The following is a 16,648-nucleotide window of genomic DNA, read 5'->3' as shown; positions in this document are numbered from 1 at the left end:
CAGAATTGAGGTATGGCTACCACCGAGGTGCAGTGGAGCGAGCTGCAGCGCGACCCCAAGAGCGTTGCTGCGCTCGCCGACGAGGGTGACGTGCGGGTCCGCCGCCGCGACGGCGCCGCTCTGCTGCTGACGAGGGAGGACCGGGCGCACTCGGCTTCGGAAGGTTCCGTGGTGGCGGCCCGGGCGCTGCGCAACGTGCTGTCGCACCTGCCGCACGACGTGGCGGCCGCCGCGCTCATCGACGAGTTCCCGTGGGTGGACGTCCTGCCGGAGGCCGAACGGGTGCAGTTCGTCCGGGACTTCGCGCGCGCTTTCCAGGCTTCCGCGGAACTGGGGCAGTGGTCGGTCCTTGCGCAGACGATCACGGAGTGGCGCAGCACAGCAGCCATTCACGCCGACCCGGCACTCGCTGGCAAGCTCTCCGGTCCGATCGACGAGGACTTCGGTCCCGTTCCGGGCCCCACGGACAGCTGACGATGCCCGCGAAACGCGGCGACCGTGTTGCGCCACCCGCGCGTCCAGGCGGCTGGGAAGCACGCTTCGCGACTTCCGAAGCGGCGAAGGGCTGGGAGGCCCTTTGCCAGGCAGCCAGGTCCAACACCTGGGAAGCGTGGATCGTGCTGACCGAACGGCCGGTGGCCCCGGAGAATCCGGCGCGTCAGCACAGACTCAAAGGTGCGTTCGCCACTCGTGAGATCGGTGGCCGGGCTCTCGATCAGTGGCAGTACGAGGTCACTGCGGGCGGCCGGATCTGGTACTGCCCGGATCCGGACAGGCGGATCGTCTGGGTGGTCCTGGCGAGCACCGGTCACCCGAAAGGCACGGAGTGAACCTGACCTGCCTCACGCTCGTGCACTGAACGAGCAACTGACCACTTCCGGAAGACGGGGGCTGGACATTGCAGTCGGCAATGGGCAGGATGCGTTTCACTGTGAGTGCTCACGATGACACCCGGAAGCTCGTGGTCCTGGCTGTGGACGACGAGCCGCGAGGTCTTGACGAACTCGTCCACTGCCTGCGCAACAGCCCGCACGTGGCCAAGGTGTTCCCGGCGATCGACGCCTCCGAGGCGCTGCGGTTGCTGTCCACCGACGACCCGCGGCTGCGCGAGCGCAAGGACCGCGGCCTGCCGATCGTCGACGCCGTCTTCGCCGACATCGACATGCCCGGGCTGTCCGGGATGGAGATGTCCCGGGTGTTCGCCGCGCTGCGGCCGTCGCCGTGCCTGGTCTTCGTCACCGGGCATGCCGAGGAGGCCGTGAACGCCTTCGATCTCGGTGCCCTCGACTACGTGCTCAAGCCGTACCAGCAGGACCGGCTCGACCGCGCGATCTCGCGTGTCATGGACAAGCTGGCCGCCGCCGCGGCGCCGCCGCCCGGTGCGGTGGCAGGCGAGCCGGTGAAGACCAACGACGAGGTCATCCCCGTCGAGCTGGCCGGCACCACCAAGCTCATCCCGCGTTCCTCGGTCCGCTGGGTCGAGGCGCAGGGCGACTACGCGCGGCTGTTCACCACCGAGGGCAGCCACCTGGTCCGCATCCCGCTGGCCCAGCTGGAGGAACGCTGGGAGAAGGCCGGGTTCGTCCGGATCCACCGGTCGTTCCTGGTCGCGCTGCCGCTGATCACCGAGCTGCGCATGGGCCAGGGCGGCTACCAGGTCGTGATCGGCAACGAGGAGAAGGTGCTGCCCGTCAGCAGGCGGCACACCCGCGCGCTGAAGGACCGGCTGGTCGGTTCGGGCCGGAACGGCTGACCAGGGCCCGGTCATGTCCGACGACTTCTACGAGCGCCGCGCGAACGGCGTCCGCGAACCCGATCCGACACTCGGCAGGCGGGCCCGGCACCGGCCGCTGCCGCAGCCTGCCGACCGGGCCGTCGTCGAGCCGCTGCCGCCGGCGCCCGAGCCGCCGCCGAAGCCGGAACACCACGCGAAACCGAAGCGGGAGCGAGTGATCCTCGCCGACCCGCGCCGCGGCGCCGGCACCCTGCGCGCCCGCGTCGAGCTGGAAGAGCAGACCAGCTGGGGGAAGCTGCTCGTCCGGGACCACCTGGTGAAGGTGCAGCTGCGGACGGCGGTGCTGCTCGCGCTGCTCGTCGTCGTCGTGTTCGGCTCGCTGCCGGTGCTGTTCCACCTCCTGCCCGGCTTCGCCCGGTCGAGCTTGGCAGGCATCCCGGTGCCCTGGCTGATCCTCGGCGTGCTGCCGTTCCCGTTCCTGTTCGGTGTCGGCATCTGGTACAACCGGCTGGCCGAACGCAACGAACGCGCGTTCGTGGACATGATCGAAAACTAGGTTCGCACCGAGTCGTGCGAGGATTCCCCCGTGCAGCTGAACCCGTGGGCGTTGACCGGCATCGTGCTGGTCGCCGTGGTGGTGCCCTACCTCGGTCACCGGTCCTCGCGGTCGGCCACGAGCACACACGACTTCCTGCTCGCGCGGCGCACCGTGCGGTCCCGGCGCAACGCCGCCGCGATCTCGGGTGAGTACCTGTCGGCGGCGTCGTTCCTCGGCATCGCCGGCATCGTGCTCAAGGACGGCGCCGACGCGCTGTGGTTCCCGATCGGTTTCACCACGGGCTATCTCGCACTGATGCTCTTCGTCGCGGCACCGCTGCGCCGCTCCGGCGCGTACACGCTGCCGGACTTCGTCGAGATGCGGCTCGGCTCGATCGGCCTGCGCCGGTTCTCCACGGCGTTCGTGGTGTTCATCGGGATTCTCTACATGGTCCCGCAGCTGCAGGGCGCCGGCCTGACGCTGGCGACGATCCTGCCGATGCCGGCGTGGGCGGGCGCCGTCGTGGTCATGGTCCTCGTGGCGTTCAACGTGATTTCCGGCGGCATGCGCGCGATCACCGTCGTCCAGGCCTTCCAGTACTGGCTGAAGCTGTTCGCCATCGCGGTGCCCGCGTTCGTGCTGTGCATGGTCTTCTTCGCCGGTGGCGGCCCGGACGGCTTCCGCCCGCTGGGCGCGCCCGCACCGCCGGTGTTCACCAGCGACACCACGGTCGACGTGCGGACCGACGTCACGCTGCACGTCACCACGGACACCTACCTCTACGCCTACGGCCGCACCGACAACGGCCCGGCGGCCGGGCCGACGCACTGGACGCCGCTGGCGCCGCACACGGTTTCCGAAGGCACCAAGCTGAAGTTCATGGCGGGCACGCCGGTGCCCGTGGTCAGCGACTCCGTCGCGGACAACGCGGACTGGCTGCACCCCGGGTCCGGCAGCCTCACCGACCTGCTCCAGACGTACTCGCTGATGTTCGCGACGTTCCTGGGCACCATGGGCCTGCCGCACGTGCTGGTCCGCTTCTACACCAACCCCGACGGCAAGGCCGCGCGCCGCACCACCGTGCACGTCCTGCTGCTGCTCGGGCTGTTCTACCTGTTCCCGACGCTGCTGGGCGCGCTGTCCCGGATGTACGTCCCGGAACTGCTGGTCACCGGCAACACGGACGCGGCGATCCTGCAGCTGCCCTCGGCGATCCTGCCCGGGATCGGCGGCCAGATCCTCGGCGCGGTGACCGCCGCGGGCGCCTTCGCCGCGTTCATGTCCAGCACGTCCGGGCTGCTGGTGAGCGTGGCAGGCGTCGTGTCGACCGACGTGCTGCGCGGCCGGGTGCGGGACTTCCGCGTGGCGACCGGGCTGGTCGCGCTGTTCCCGATCGGGCTGGCGGTCGGGCTGCGGCCGGGCGACATCTCGCTGTCGGTCGGGCTGACCTTCGCGCTCGCCGCGTCGACGTTCAGCCCGCTGCTGGTGCTGGGCATCTGGTGGCGGAAGCTGTCCTGGCCGGGCGCGCTGGCCGGGATGTTCGTCGGCGGCGGGCTGGTGCTGGCCGCGCTGGTGCTCGACATCGTGAGCGGCTACACCGGCGGCTGGGCGCCCTGGTACGTCAGCCAGCCCGCCCTGATCACCGTGCCGGTGGCGTTCGTGACGACGTACCTGGTCAGCCGCGTCACCGGGTACGGCCGTCCGGAGCACGTCCACGACATCATGCTGCGGCTGCACGCACCCGATCCGCTCGGTTTCATGCGGGACCGGGCGGTCGCGCGGTTCGGCCAGGCCGAGGAGAAGACCCGGATCGCCGGGCGCGGTCGACACCGCAAGTGATTTGTCCGAAATTTTTTACCGGATCGGGTGAGGCTCGTTCTGGTAAATGACAGGGTGCGCAAATCTCTCAGTGGGTTTTTACTTGAGAGCTGACGCCCGATCGGACGAGAACGGAAGGTGGCGATCCGCTGTGAGCAGCGTCGAGCCGACCGACTGGGAGAAGATCCATGGAAGTCCCGAATTCACGGACCTGCGCCGGAGGCTGCGGGTGTTCGTCTTCCCGATGACCGCGTTGTTCCTGCTCTGGTACCTGCTGTACGTCCTGCTCGCCGACTACGCGCACGGCTTCATGAGCACGAAGCTGTTCGGCAACATCACCGTCGGCCTGGTCTTCGGCCTGCTGCAGTTCGTCTCGACGTTCGTCATCACCGGCGTCTACGTGCGCTACGCCAACCGCAGGCTGGACCCCGTCGCCGACGAGATCCGCGCGCGCATCGAAGGGGAGCCGGGCCGGTGACCGTCGCGGCGGGCGTGGAGGGCAGCAACTCCACCCTCAACATCATCATCTTCCTCGTCTTCGTCGTCATCACGCTGGTGATCGTGTTCCGCGCCAGCCGGAACACGAAGACCGCGTCGGACTACTACGCCGCCGGCCGCGCGTTCACCGGCCCGCAGAACGGCATCGCCATTTCCGGCGACTACCTTTCGGCGGCCTCCTTCCTCGGCATCGCGGGCGCGATCGCCGTCAACGGCTACGACGGATTCCTCTATTCGATCGGGTTCCTGGTCGCCTGGCTGGTCGCGCTGCTGCTCGTCGCGGAACTGCTGCGCAACACCGGCAAGTTCACGATGGGCGACGTCCTGGCGTTCCGCATGAAGCAGACGCCGGTCCGCGCGGCCGCGGCGATTTCCACGCTGGCCGTGTCGTTCTTCTATCTCCTCGCGCAGATGGCCGGCGCCGGCGGCCTGGTGAACCTGCTGCTGGGCATCTCCGGCGAAGCGGGCCAGGACGTCGTGATCGCCGTCGTCGGCGTGATCATGATCCTGTACGTGCTGATCGGCGGGATGAAGGGCACCACGTGGGTGCAGATCATCAAGGCCGCGCTGCTCATCATCGGCGCGTTCGCGATGACGCTGTGGGTGCTCGCCAAGTACGGCTTCAACCTGTCCAGCCTGTTCCAGGCCGCCGTCGACAAGGGCGGCAAGACCGGCGCGGCGCTGCTCGACCCCGGCAAGCAGTACGGCAAGACCGGCACGACCAAGCTCGACTTCCTGTCCCTCGGCATCGCCCTGGTCCTCGGCACGGCGGGCCTGCCGCACGTGCTGATGCGCTTCTACACGGTGCCGACGGCGCGCGACGCCCGGCGGTCGGTCGTCTGGGCCATCGTCCTGATCGGCGTGTTCTACCTGTTCACCCTGGTGCTCGGCTACGGCGCGGGCGCCATCGTCGGGCCCGACAAGATCGCGAAGGCGCCCGGCACGACGAACGCGGCGGCGCCGCTGCTGGCCCTCGAACTCGGTGGCCCGGTGCTGCTCGGGTTCATCTCCGCGGTCGCGTTCGCGACGATCCTCGCGGTGGTCGCCGGCCTGACGATCACGGCGTCGGCGTCCTTCGCCCACGACGTCTACGCGAACGTCATCAAGAAGGGGCAGCTCTCCACCGGCGGCGAGGTGCGGGTCGCCCGGATCACCGCGCTGGTGATCGGCGCGCTGGCCATCGCGGGCGGCATCCTCGCGAAGAGCCAGAACGTGGCGTTCCTGGTGGCGCTGGCCTTCGCCGTCGCGGCCTCGGCGAACCTGCCGACGATCCTGTACTCGCTGTTCTGGAAGCGGTTCAACACCCAGGGCGCGCTGTGGTCGATCTACGGCGGCCTGCTCGTCACGATCGTGCTGATCGTCTTCTCGCCCGCAGTGTCGGGCAAGCCGGTGGACCCGAAGACGGGCCGGAGCGCGTCGATGATCCAGGGGGTCGACTTCCACTGGTTCCCGCTGGACAACCCGGGCCTGGTCTCGATCCCGGCGGCGTTCCTGCTCGGCTGGCTCGGCACGGTCCTGTCGAAGGAGCGGAACGCGGCGAAGTTCGCCGAGATGGAGGTCCGGGCGCTGACCGGTGCGGGAGCCGAGAAGGCGGTGGCTCACTGACGTCCACCTCACGCGCGGGCAACGCACCCGCATGGCAGCATGGAGATCGTGGTGAGCCCTGCTGAACTGCCGACCGCCGAGGTCCGCGACCTGCCCACGGACGGCCTCGTCCTGCTCGACGTCCGCGAAGACGACGAATGGGCCGCCGGCCACGCGCCCGGCGCGGTGCACATCCCGATGGGTGAGCTGCCCGCCCGCGTCGGCGAGCTGGCCGACCTGCCCGACGACCAGCCGATCCACGTGATCTGCCGCAGCGGCGGCCGGTCCGCGCGCGCGGCCGCGTGGCTCAACCAGAGCGGCTGGGACGCGGTGAACGTCGCCGGCGGCATGGGTGCCTGGCAGCGCGAAGGCCGTCCGATGGTCGGCGAGCACCCCGGCATCGAACCCGAAGTGATCTAGCCTTGCACCCGGGTCAGCCTCCGTCCCACCCTCCTGGGTACTGGCCGCGCCAGACGCCCCCGCCCACCGCGCAGCAGCTGCAGGGCCGGACGCTGGCCGCCCAGCCGGAGCCGTACCCGTACCACCGCCGTCCGGTCCACCGGCCGAAGCTGCGCTGGGTGGCGACCCCGCCGCCCGGCGCGTGGCCCCGCCGTCGCGTCGTGGTGCCCGAGCGCTACCTCGGCCCGCCGTCGTACCCGGTGCCGCCGCGCTGGGGCTTCCCGAACCTGGTGTGGCGCCGCCCGACGTCCGTGCCCGGCACGGCGTCCGACGAGATCCGCCCGATCGACCGCGTGCCGGTGCTGAGCCGCAGCCTGGTCGGCATCCTCTACGGGTTCGCCGTCCTCGCCGTGGTCGCCGCCGTCGCGGAGATCTGGCGGTACGTGCTGCTCGTGCAGGGCCGCGACTCCGCGCTGTCCCGCTCGGTGGTGGCGTTCTCCGACGGCTTCGTGCTGACGTCCGGGCTTCTCGCCTCGATCCTGGCGCTGCTGCCCGCCGGCCTGTCGCTCTGGTGGCTGCTGGTCGCCCGCCAGGCCGCGGCGGACGCCTCCGGCGACGACCCGCCGCGCCCGCTGTGGCAGGTGCTGGTGGGCGTCCTCGTGCCGGTGGCCAACCTCCCGATGGCGCTGTCGATCGCCGGCGAGCTGGAGCACGCGGTCCTGCGCCGCCCACGCGACGTCCGGCCGAAGCCGTCCCGCCAGGTCATGGTGTGGTGGGGAGCCTGGCTGCTGAACTGGATCCTGCTGGCCGCGTCGATCGTGTGGCGCTTCCGCGGCGACGTCCAGTCGATGGCGGACAGCGTCGTCCTGGTCGCACTGACCGACCTGGCCGCGGCCGCCCTCGCCGTGCTGACCGCGCTGGTGGTGCGGCGGTTCTCGGCCCTGCTGGTCCCGTCCGACGCCCTGGACGTGCGCGAAATGCGCGTGCTGAAGGTGACGGGCGCCCCGGAACCGGAACTGCGCAACTCGCGGCCCGCCGGCGCCGCGCGCTAGTACCCGCCGAAGACCGGTTCGAGCTGGTCGAAGGCCTGTTCCGCGGCCGGCCACACGGCGTCCACGATGTCCTTCCGCGGCTGGCCGTCCAGCGTGCGGTCGAAGACGTCCTGGAACAGCACCCGCAGCAACGTGGCGAGGTGCGCGGCGGCGAGCACCGGACGGAGGCCGTCGCCGGGGTGGCGTCCGGTCAGCAGGTTCGCCAGGTTCGCCTCGCGCTCGCGGTGCAGTTCGTGCAGGGCGTTGGTCAGGACCGGGCTCTCCTTGATCATCCGGGCGAATCCCCGGCCCGAGAACCCCACCAGGGCGTGCTGGGCGTCGAGCAGCTCGAAGTACAGCTCGCGGGTGTCGTGGAAGACGCTGTCGTGGATCAGCTCCGACGGCCACGCCGTGAAGTCCGCGCGGATGTCGAAGACGAGGTCTTCCTTGCGTGGGAAGTGGTTCGTCACGGTCATCTTGGCCACGCGCGCCTCGGCGGCGATCTCGGCGATCGTCACGTCCTCGAAGCCGTCGCGGATGAACAGCCGCGTCGCGACGTCGGAGATGTTCTTCCTGGTCTCGTGCTTCTTCTGGGCCCGGAGTCCCTCGCTCATGCCGTTCACTCTACTGGGTCGGACCCAAGTTTGTGCTTGACCTAGTCACTGGGTCGGACCTAATCTGAGGTTCGACCTAACGACTGGGGGTGGACATGACGACGGCTCTCCGTCCGGATGCCGCGCTGTGGCGGCTCGGCGGCGTCCTGATCATGGGCGCGGTGCTGTCGATCCTCGATGCGACGATCGTGACCGTCGGGATCGACTCGATCGCCCGTGACCTGGGCAGCCCGCTGACCACGGTGCAGTGGGTGGCGAGCGGGTACCTGCTGGCGGCGTCGGCGGCGATTCCGCTGTCGGGCTGGCTGGCCGACCGGTTCGGCGGCCGCGCGGTGTGGCTGACGGCGGTGGCGCTCTTCACGGCGGGCACGCTGCTGTGCGGCTTCGCGTGGTCGGCACCGGCGTTGATCGCGTTCCGGGTGCTCCACGGCCTGGGCGGCGGGCTGATGCAGCCGGTCGGGCAGGCGGTGTTCGCGCAGGCGGCGGGCCCGGCACTGGGCCGGATGATCGGCGTGGTCACGCTGCCGGCCACGGTGGCCCCGGTACTGGGCCCGATGCTCGGCGGCGCACTGGTCGCGGACCTGGGCTGGCGCTGGATGTTCTTCGGCATCGTCCCGCTGGGCGTGGCGACGTTCGTGCTGGCCTGCCGGCTCCTCCCGGCACCGCCTCCGGACGGCGTCCGGGCGCCCCTCGACGTCGTCGGCATCGCGCTGCTCTCGCCCGGGCTCGCGGCGCTGGTGTACGGCCTGTCGGAAGGCGTGGCCTGGGCGGCGATCGCCGGGGCGGTGTTGCTGGCGGCCTACGGCGTCCACGCGGCGCGGACGCCGTCGCCGGTGCTGGACCTGACGTTGTTCCGGAACCGGGGTTTCGCGGTGGCGAGCGGCAGCACGTTCCTGCTGGGGGCGTCGCTGTACAGCTCGATGCTGGTGCTCCCGCTCTACTACCAGCAGGTCGAGCAGGCGAGCGCGTTGCGCGCGGGGCTCCTCCTGGCACCCCAGGCTTTGGGCTCGGCGGCGGTGATGCTGCTGGGCGGCCGCCTGCTGTCCCGCTTCGGCCCGCGCCGGATGATGCTGGCCGGAATCGCCCTGTCCCTGCTGGGCACGATTGCGTTCACCCAGCTGGGTTCGGCCCCGGGCGGCGCTTGGCTGACGCTGTCCCTGCTGATCCGCGGCGCAGGCCTGGGCGCGGCCACGGCTCCGGGCATGACAACGCTGTACGGCAGCCTGGAGCGCACCCGCATCCCCCGGGCGGCGAGCGCGTTCAACGTGGTCAACCGCATCGGCGGTTCCCTGGGCACGGCCCTGCTGGCGGCGGTCCTCCACCACGCGCTGACGACGTCACCGCCCCCGGCAGCCTTCGGTACGACGTTCACGTGGGCTCTGGCCCTCTCCGCGCTGACCCTGATCCCGGCAGCGTTCTTCCCGTCCCGATCCTTGAAGGAGTCCCGTTGACCCTCCGCCTGTTGAGCGTCCACGCCCACCCCGACGACGAGTCCAGCAAGGGCGCAGCGACGTTGGCCCGCTACGCGGCCGAAGGCGTCGACGTCCTCGTGGCCACCTGCACGGGCGGCGAACGCGGCGACATCCTGAACCCGGCCCTCGACACCCCGGAAATCCGGGCCAATCTCCCGCAGATCCGGCGCCGCGAAATGGCGGCGGCGGCCCAAATCCTGGGCATCCGCCAACGCTTCCTCGGCTTCACCGACTCCGGCCTCCCGGCCGAGGGCGAGCCACTGCCCGAAGGCAGCTTCGCCACGCTGCCGCTGGAGGAAGCGGCAGCCCCGCTGGTCGCCCTGATCCGCGAGTTCCGTCCCCACGTGGTGATCACCTACGACGAAACGGGCGGCTACCCCCACCCGGACCACATCCGCACCCACGAGGTGACAGTGGAGGCCTTCTCGGCGGCCGCCGACCCCACGCGCTACTCCGGCACGCCGTGGCGTCCGCAAAAGCTGTACTACCAAGCGGTCCTGAGCCGATCGTGGTTCCAGGCCATCCACGACGCAACTTTGGCCGCAGGCCTCGACTCCGCCATGGGCGACGTCCTGGCCGAACTGCCCGCCGAGGACGAACTGCCGGTCACGACGAGAATCCGCTGCGAGGAATACTTCGCCACCCGCGACCAGGCCCTCCTGGCCCACGCCACCCAGGTCGACCCAGCCCACCCGTTCTTCGCGCACTCACGCGAGATCGAGCGGAAGGTCTGGCCCTACGAGGACTACCACCTGGCCTACCCGAAGCCAGGCCCCGAACCGGAAGACGACCTGTTCGAGGGAGTAAAGCCATGACCGGATTCCGCGAAAGGAGTCACACCGTGACCCGAAGCTCCTGCAACCCCCTGATCACGAACTCCGGCCGCCGCCGAGGCGGCTCCGCCAACTGCAGCCCCGGCAGCTTCGCCGCCAGCGCACTCACCGCGGCCGCGATCTCCACCCGCGCGAGAGGAGCACCCACGCAGTAGTGAATGCCCAGCCCGAACCCCAGGTGGGCGTTCGGCGTGCGGCCGATGTCCAGGCGGTCCGGGGCGTCGAACACCTTCGGGTCGCGGGCGGCGGCTCCGAGCAGTGCGCCGATCTTCTGTCCTTGCGGCACGGTGAATCCGGCGATCGTCACGTCTTCGGTTGCCGTCCGCTCGAACAGCTGCAGGGGCGCGTCGAACCGGATCAGTTCCTCCACACACGAATCCAGGAGGGATGGTGAGGCCAGCAGGCGCTCCCACTGGTCGCGGTGCGTGAGCAGTGCCGTGACGCCGTTGCCGAGCACGTTGACCGTTGCTTCGTGGCCGGCCATCAGCAGCAGCACCGCCGTGGCGACCAGCTCGTCCGGGGTCAGCTCGCTGCGGAGGAGGTCGCTGATGATGTCGTCGCCCGGGGCCGAAGCCCGGGCCTGCGCCACCGAACGGACGTAGGCCACGAACTCGGCGGAGGCGCGCTCGGCCGCGTCGCGGCCCTCCTCGGGCAGGCCGTACTCGTACATCTTGACGATCGCGTTGGACAGCTCGACCATCCGCGGGCCGTCGGTGGCGGGGACGCCCAGCAGCTCGGCGATCACCGCGACCGGCAGCGGCTGGGCCAGGTGCTCCAGGAGGTCGGCGCTGCCGTCCGCGGCGATCGCGGCCGCCAGGTCGTCGACCATCCGGTCGGCGAGCGTGGCCACCATCGGGCGCAGCCGCTGGACGTGGCCGCGGCCGAACGCGCCCGCGATCAGGCGGCGCAGGCGCGTGTGGGCCGGGGGTTCGTTCTCCAGCAGCGAGTTGCGGTGCAGCAGGTTGAAGGCCGCGAAGCGCTCGGCAGGCTGGGCGTCGGTCCAGATGCGGCCGAGGCCGCGGTGCCTGAGCACCGCCGAACACGCCGCGTGCGACACCGCGACGGCGATGCCCAGCCCGTCGTGCCGGTGGACTTCGCCGCGCTCGCGGAGGTCGGCGAAGAACGGGTACGGGTTCTCGATGAAGGCCGGATCGGCAGGGTCGAACACCCGCCGACTCTAGCTCCGGCGGGCTCGGGAACCCCGGATCGCGGGGGCCGGACACGTGCCGGGACCAGCCCTTCGATAGCGTTCCAAGCCGAGGCAGAGGAGGCAGCAGTGGGCAAGGGCGCGCGCAAGAAGGGTCCCAAGCAGGCGTCGGACCGCAAGCCGAAGGTGCGCGACGTCTTCGTCGGCCAGCCGTTCGAAGGCCTGGCCGCGGAGCCCGAGCTGATCGCGCTGCGCGAGTTCGTGCCCTCCGCGACCGCCAAGCTGACCCTCGCCGACGGCGGGGACGTCACCCTCGGCACCGTGCTGCCGATGGCCGCCGCCGCGTTCGTCCGCTCGGACGGGGAGCGCTACCTCGGCCTTCAGGTGCAGACGCGGTCCTCCGACATCAGCCGTGACCTCGGCCGGTCGCTGAAGTGGCTGCTGGACGCCAAGGAGGGCGACGTCCTCGGCGTGCCGGACACCACGACCCCGCCGTCCGCCGACGAGCACGCCCGCCTGCAGGACCTGCTGGAGCCCGGCGCCGAACTCGACGTCACGCTGCACAGCGACTTCGCCTGGTGGCTGCCCGAGGACGCGGACGCGACCGGGGACGTCGCCGTGTCGCTCGAACGCGCGAACGCCGCCATCATGCCCACCGAACGGCTCGGCTCGGGGGCCTACTGGGTCCTCGCCGGCGAGAAGGCGCACCTGCGCTGGGTGCGGCCGGAGCCGGAGAACCTGCTGCTCCAGGCGCTGGCGCGGCTGTCAGCCGCCGGGGAGCTGGGGCTCGGGGAGGGCTCGCGCTACGCGGGTTCGTTCCGGGCGCACGGCCTGCTCGTGCCGGTCTGGGACCTCGACCCCGAGGCGCACGCCCGCGAGTGGGCGGACGCGAAGGACGCCCTCGGCGCCCGTCTCGAGACGGCACTGAAGTCGCTCGACGACGAGCCGCTGAACGCCGCCGAGCGGCGGGCGCGGGACGGCCTCATCGGTCGTCAGCTCACCCTGCGCTGAGCCTCCGTCACCGGGTCCGGCCGACTCGGTGAGCGTTCAACCAGGCATTATGTGGCGCAAGAGACACCGACGGCGGATCGCGCCGGTGGGACGATTCTCGGCGTGATACTTCACATCTGCGGGGCGGCCGACTGGGCCGAGGTGGGGGAAGGCGGCGAATACCGGCCGCCGTCACTGGCGGAAACCGGGTTCGTCCACTGCTCCGACTTCGGCACGGCACACCTGCCTGCCGACGAGTTCTACCGGGGGCGCACCGATCTGGTGCTGCTCGAGATCGACCCGGCGAAGACCGGGGCACCGGTCCGGTGGGAGGACGGCGTGCCGCCGCATCCCGCCGGGATCCGGTTTCCGCACGTGTACGGCCCGATCCCGCGGGCAGCGGTCGTCGGCGTGCACGCATTCCGCGAGGTGGACGGCGGCGGCTTCCGCCTGCCGGACTCGCTCGCCCGCCGCTGAGGTGGGCAACTCGTCACCCGGCCCGATCTCCGAAAAATCCGGCCGGGTATGCGGGCAACCTGAGGGGGATCTGATGCGTGTTGGGGAGGAAAGCGACTCGGCTTCCGGCTACCCGACCCCGATGGGAGGCGATACGGTGACCGCTGCGGCACCCGTCTTCACCGGGGGAGATACCTGGGTGACCAGCGCAGGCCGAGGGAGGGCCGCGACGTTGCCGGCTGAGCTTGCCGACTTCGGTGCTTTCGTGCAGGCGACCTTGCCCGGCTTGCTGCGGTACGGCCACGCGCTCACCGGCAACCCGCACGACGCGGCGGACCTGGTGCAGACCGTGCTGGAGAAGATCGGTTCGCGCTGGACGTACGTGCACGAGAAGACCGGCGACCCGCTGGCCTACGTCCGCCGGTCGATGGCGAACGCGCACGTCAGCCGCTGGCGGCGGACGCGGCGCGAGAACCTGGTGGCCGACCTGCCGGACACCAGCCCGCACGTGCCTGCGGACCCGTTCGAGCACGAGCCGCTGTGGCGCGCGTTACGAACTCTGCCGCCGAGACAACGTGCGGTCATGGTGCTGCGTTACTACGAAGGCCTCTCCGAAGCGGAAATCGCCAGTGCCCTCGGCGTCACGCAGGGCACGGTGAAGAGCCAGGCCAGCAAGGCGATCGCCTCGCTGCGGATGAAGCTGCAACCGGCCGAAGGCGAAGGGAGTGATGCGGGTTGAACATCTCCGAGGAGGAGCTGGAACAGCGCCTGCGTGAACTGTTCGCCGACGAGCGTCTCGACCTGCCGCCGCCGTCCGGCGCCGCCCCGGTCATCGTGGCGGGCGCGCGACGGCGCCGCCGTCGCCGCCACGCCGTGCAGGCCGTGACGGGTGTCGCCGCGGCCGCCGTGGTCGTCGCGGGTGGGCTGGCGATGCTCCGGCTCCACACCGAAGACAGCACCGCGGTGATGTCCGCCGACGGCGGCACCCTCGGCGTCGCACCACCCGAGAACCTCACCCCCGGCCGTACCCCGCAGCCCTCGCCGTCGACGCCGGGCCCGACCGGCACCCAGAGCATGGCCGGTTCCGTGCCGCCCGGGGCGCCGGCGTCGAAGCCGTCGCGGCCGCCGTCCGCCGCCCAGCCGTCCCGGCTGCCGGACGTGACCACCGGGCCCCTGCTCGCGGCCGACGGCTTCGGCAAGCTCAAGCTCGGCATGTCGCAGGCCGACGCCGCCCAGGTCGTCACGCTCACCGAGACCACGGCCACCCCGGCCTGCACCATCTACCAGGCGCAGGGCGCCGGCGTACCCGCCCCCGCGACCGTCGTCATCTCGAAGTCCGTCGGCGTCGTCACCGTCAGCCCGGACGGGCCCGCGCACACCGCCGAAGGGGTCGGCGTCGGGTCGACCAAGGAGCAGGTGCTCGCCGCCTACCCGACGGCCAAGCAAGACCCCAACGGCGTCGTCGCCCCGGCGAGCGAAAGCGCCACCTACAGCTTCCGGCTCGGGGAGAGCGGAGTCGTCCAGACGACGCTCGCCAGCATCACCCAGGACTGCGCCGGCTGACCGGCCGGCCGCATGCGAAAAGCCGGGCTGTCCACAGGGGGAGAGCCCGGCTTTTTCGTCGCTGCGTGAAGCTCAGAGCTTCCCGCCGGCCACCGGCGGCATCTGCGAGTCGGTGCCGCCGTCGCCGACGGACTCGCGGTACAGGTGGTTCTCGACCTCGAACAGGTTGCCGTTCGCGCGCTTGACGACGTTCAGCAGCGTGTTCATCTGGGAGATCTCTTCGACCTGTTCCTTGAGGAACCACTGCACGAACTGCTCGCTGATGTAGTCCTCTTCGGCGCGCGCGGCCTTGGCCATCGCGGAGATGTCGGCGGCGACCTCCTTCTCCTGGTTCAGCGCGAGCTCGATGAGTTCGGTGACGCTGGAGAAGTCGTTGCGCACCTCCCCGGTGCCCGGGATTTCGACGTGGTGGTCGCGGTCGAGCATGTACTGCACGAGCGCCATCGCGTGGTTGCGCTCTTCGACGGACTGCTTGTAGAAGTGCTTCGCCAGCTGCGGCAGGTCCTCGGCGTCGAACCACACCGCGAGCGCGATGTACTGCTGGGACGCGTTGAACTCGTTGTGGATCTGCGCCTGCAGCAGTTCGTAGAACTTGGAGCGCGGTTCTTTCTTCTTCGTGAGGGCCATGGCACCACCGTACGTCAGTGATCGATTGTTTTCCACTTCGGACTGGTGATCTGCCCCCTATTAGGGTTACCATTCCTAAAGAAGACTCACCTTATTTAAGTAAGCCTTCCCTAAATTGCCGGGCAATTTTAGGGAAGGCTTACTTCATTTACCGCAGTGGATCGCGCCGTACCGGGCAGGACATGCACCGCGGCCCGCCCCGGCCGGAGCCCAGCTCGGACCCGGCGATCGGCAGCACCTCGATGCCTGCCGCCTCCAGCCGCTCGTTCGTCTCGACGTTCCGCTCGTAGCCGACGACGACGCCCGGGGCCAGGGCGAGCGTGTTGTTGCCGTCGTCCCACTGCTCGCGCTCGGCGGTCACCGGGTCGAGGCCGGTGTCGATGACGCGCAGCCGGTCGATCTCCATCGCCTCGGCCGCGGCCGTCAGGAACGGCGCCGGGCCGGCCACCTTCACGCCGCCGTCGCCGGTCGGGCGCAGCGTGAACGCCGTCAGCGAGTCGCGGGCGAGCGGGTACATCACCACCGCGTCGGCGTCGACCATCGTGCACACGGTGTCCAGGTGCATGGTCGCGCGGGACTGCTCGATCGGCACCGCCAGCACGGTGTGCGCGATGCCGTCGGCGAACACCGACCGCGCCAGGGACTCCGCGCCTGCCGCCGTCGTGCGCTCGCCGACGCCGATGGCGAGCACGCCCGGCGCCAGCAGCATGACGTCGCCGCCCTCGATCGGCGCCGAATGCGCGCCGTACGCGCGGGCCGCGTGGCGGAACTGCGGGTGGTAGGCGTAGATCAGGTCGAGGACCGCGGTTTCGCGGCGGCGCGCGGGCATGGTCAGCGACGAAATCGCCACCCGGTCGGCGATCCACACCGACGAGTCGCGGGTGAACAGCAGGTTCGGCAGCGGGTCGACGGCGAAGTCGTGCGGGTGGTTCATCATCCGCACGAGCGACGCGCCTTCCGACGACGGCAGCTCCTCGAACGTCATCCCGGCCATCAGCACCTCGGCGAGGCCCGCGGCGTCGACGCTCGACAGGTGCGACCGCAGCGAGTCGGCGAGGTCGCCGCCGAGCCGCCGGTCGTCGACCGCCGCGTGCACGCCCGCCGCGTGGGCGCGGTCGTCCTCCAGCGCCGTGCGGAGCGCGTCGGCCAGCAGCAGGACGTCGACGCCGCGGCTGCGCAGCACTTCGGCGAACGCGTCGTGCTCGGCCTGTGCCCGGTCGACCCACGGGATCGAGTCGAATAGGAGCTGGTCGTTGTTGCGGGGCGTCAGCCTTTTGAGCTCGTTGCCGGGCCGGTGCAGCAGCACCGCGCGCAGGGGTCCGACTTCGCTGTCCACCCGGGGA

19 protein-coding genes are annotated in these 16,648 nt (G+C 70.7%); 15 read left to right on the top strand and 4 right to left on the bottom strand.

Annotated elements, in window-relative coordinates; genetic code table 11:
- The first annotated feature begins 12 nt into the window (after positions 1 to 12).
- The 9 genes from ABJI51_RS26615 (at position 13) to ABJI51_RS26575 (ending at position 7,624) form a co-directional block, all read left to right on the top strand.
- Complete coding sequence (locus ABJI51_RS26615) at positions 13 to 474, top strand: hypothetical protein (RefSeq protein WP_348952622.1); 462 nt, start codon at positions 13 to 15, stop codon at positions 472 to 474.
- 2 nt (positions 475 to 476) lie between these two features.
- Positions 477 to 830 carry a hypothetical protein gene (locus ABJI51_RS26610; RefSeq protein ID WP_348952624.1) on the top strand — a complete coding sequence of 118 codons (354 nt, stop codon included), beginning with the start codon at positions 477 to 479 and terminating at the stop codon, positions 828 to 830.
- Positions 831 to 919: 89 nt separating this feature from the next.
- Positions 920 to 1,753 (top strand): LytR/AlgR family response regulator transcription factor, encoded by an 834-nt coding sequence (locus ABJI51_RS26605; RefSeq protein WP_348952625.1) that lies wholly within the window; start codon positions 920 to 922, stop codon positions 1,751 to 1,753.
- A gap of 13 nt (positions 1,754 to 1,766) precedes the next feature.
- Positions 1,767 to 2,291: a hypothetical protein gene (locus tag ABJI51_RS26600; protein WP_348952627.1), complete on the top strand. Its 525-nt coding sequence runs from the start codon at positions 1,767 to 1,769 to the stop codon at positions 2,289 to 2,291.
- A 30-nt stretch (positions 2,292 to 2,321) separates the two neighbouring features.
- Positions 2,322 to 4,112, top strand: a complete 1,791-nt coding sequence (locus tag ABJI51_RS26595) for a sodium/solute symporter (RefSeq protein WP_348952629.1) — start codon at positions 2,322 to 2,324, stop codon at positions 4,110 to 4,112.
- A gap of 130 nt (positions 4,113 to 4,242) precedes the next feature.
- On the top strand, positions 4,243 to 4,569 hold the full coding sequence (locus tag ABJI51_RS26590) for a DUF485 domain-containing protein (protein WP_348952630.1): 327 nt from the start codon (positions 4,243 to 4,245) through the stop codon (positions 4,567 to 4,569).
- The gene (locus tag ABJI51_RS26585) at positions 4,566 to 6,194 is read left to right on the top strand and encodes a solute symporter family protein (protein ID WP_348952632.1); all 1,629 of its coding nucleotides are present in this window, start codon (positions 4,566 to 4,568) and stop codon (positions 6,192 to 6,194) included. The genes ABJI51_RS26590 and ABJI51_RS26585 overlap by 4 nt, the downstream gene beginning before the upstream one ends.
- 39 nt (positions 6,195 to 6,233) lie before the next feature.
- Positions 6,234 to 6,593 carry a rhodanese-like domain-containing protein gene (locus tag ABJI51_RS26580; protein ID WP_348952633.1) on the top strand — a complete coding sequence of 120 codons (360 nt, stop codon included), beginning with the start codon at positions 6,234 to 6,236 and terminating at the stop codon, positions 6,591 to 6,593.
- 2 nt (positions 6,594 to 6,595) lie between these two features.
- Entirely contained in the window at positions 6,596 to 7,624 is a 1,029-nt protein-coding gene (locus ABJI51_RS26575; protein ID WP_348952634.1) for a DUF4328 domain-containing protein, read from the top strand.
- Here the strand turns inward: ABJI51_RS26575 and ABJI51_RS26570 are convergent.
- The gene (locus tag ABJI51_RS26570; protein WP_348952635.1) at positions 7,621 to 8,217 is read right to left on the bottom strand and encodes a TetR/AcrR family transcriptional regulator; all 597 of its coding nucleotides are present in this window, start codon (positions 8,215 to 8,217) and stop codon (positions 7,621 to 7,623) included. The genes ABJI51_RS26575 and ABJI51_RS26570 overlap by 4 nt on opposite strands.
- A 95-nt stretch (positions 8,218 to 8,312) precedes the next feature.
- Between ABJI51_RS26570 and ABJI51_RS26565 the strand changes: the two genes are divergently transcribed.
- Positions 8,313 to 9,668 carry a DHA2 family efflux MFS transporter permease subunit gene (locus tag ABJI51_RS26565; RefSeq protein ID WP_348952636.1) on the top strand — a complete coding sequence of 452 codons (1,356 nt, stop codon included), beginning with the start codon at positions 8,313 to 8,315 and terminating at the stop codon, positions 9,666 to 9,668.
- Positions 9,665 to 10,504, top strand: a complete 840-nt coding sequence (mca, locus tag ABJI51_RS26560; RefSeq protein ID WP_348952637.1) for a mycothiol conjugate amidase Mca — start codon at positions 9,665 to 9,667, stop codon at positions 10,502 to 10,504. Before ABJI51_RS26565 ends, mca begins: the two co-directional genes overlap by 4 nt.
- Positions 10,505 to 10,523: 19 nt before the next feature.
- On the opposite strand, the gene ABJI51_RS26555 is transcribed toward mca, so the two are convergent.
- Positions 10,524 to 11,690 carry a cytochrome P450 gene (locus ABJI51_RS26555; protein WP_348952638.1) on the bottom strand — a complete coding sequence of 389 codons (1,167 nt, stop codon included), beginning with the start codon at positions 11,688 to 11,690 and terminating at the stop codon, positions 10,524 to 10,526.
- Positions 11,691 to 11,798: 108 nt separating this feature from the next.
- Here ABJI51_RS26555 and ABJI51_RS26550 point away from each other — a divergent pair, with 108 nt between their 5' ends.
- The 4 genes from ABJI51_RS26550 to ABJI51_RS26535 all read left to right on the top strand — a co-directional run bounded on the left by ABJI51_RS26550 (position 11,799) and on the right by ABJI51_RS26535 (position 14,678).
- Complete coding sequence (locus ABJI51_RS26550) at positions 11,799 to 12,680, top strand: DUF5926 family protein (protein WP_348952640.1); 882 nt, start codon at positions 11,799 to 11,801, stop codon at positions 12,678 to 12,680.
- Positions 12,681 to 12,782: 102 nt separating this feature from the next.
- Entirely contained in the window at positions 12,783 to 13,136 is a 354-nt protein-coding gene (locus ABJI51_RS26545; RefSeq protein WP_348952642.1) for a DUF952 domain-containing protein, read from the top strand.
- A 211-nt stretch (positions 13,137 to 13,347) separates the two neighbouring features.
- Positions 13,348 to 13,854: a SigE family RNA polymerase sigma factor gene (locus ABJI51_RS26540; RefSeq protein WP_348952644.1), complete on the top strand. Its 507-nt coding sequence runs from the start codon at positions 13,348 to 13,350 to the stop codon at positions 13,852 to 13,854.
- Positions 13,851 to 14,678 (top strand): hypothetical protein, encoded by an 828-nt coding sequence (locus tag ABJI51_RS26535; protein ID WP_348952645.1) that lies wholly within the window; start codon positions 13,851 to 13,853, stop codon positions 14,676 to 14,678. Before ABJI51_RS26540 ends, ABJI51_RS26535 begins: the two co-directional genes overlap by 4 nt.
- A 72-nt stretch (positions 14,679 to 14,750) precedes the next feature.
- On the opposite strand, the gene ABJI51_RS26530 is transcribed toward ABJI51_RS26535, so the two are convergent.
- Both ABJI51_RS26530 and ABJI51_RS26525 read right to left on the bottom strand, forming a co-directional pair.
- Positions 14,751 to 15,305, bottom strand: coding sequence for a ferritin (locus tag ABJI51_RS26530; RefSeq protein ID WP_348952647.1), 555 nt, complete (start codon positions 15,303 to 15,305; stop codon positions 14,751 to 14,753).
- Between the two features lie 148 nt (positions 15,306 to 15,453).
- The gene (locus ABJI51_RS26525; RefSeq protein ID WP_348953039.1) at positions 15,454 to 16,641 is read right to left on the bottom strand and encodes an arginine deiminase; all 1,188 of its coding nucleotides are present in this window, start codon (positions 16,639 to 16,641) and stop codon (positions 15,454 to 15,456) included.
- Positions 16,642 to 16,648 lie beyond the last annotated feature (7 nt).

Source organism: Amycolatopsis melonis (genome assembly GCF_040064235.1).
In the GTDB taxonomy this organism is placed as follows: domain Bacteria; phylum Actinomycetota; class Actinomycetes; order Mycobacteriales; family Pseudonocardiaceae; genus Amycolatopsis; species Amycolatopsis melonis.
This window is presented reverse-complemented; position numbering and strand designations above follow the sequence as displayed.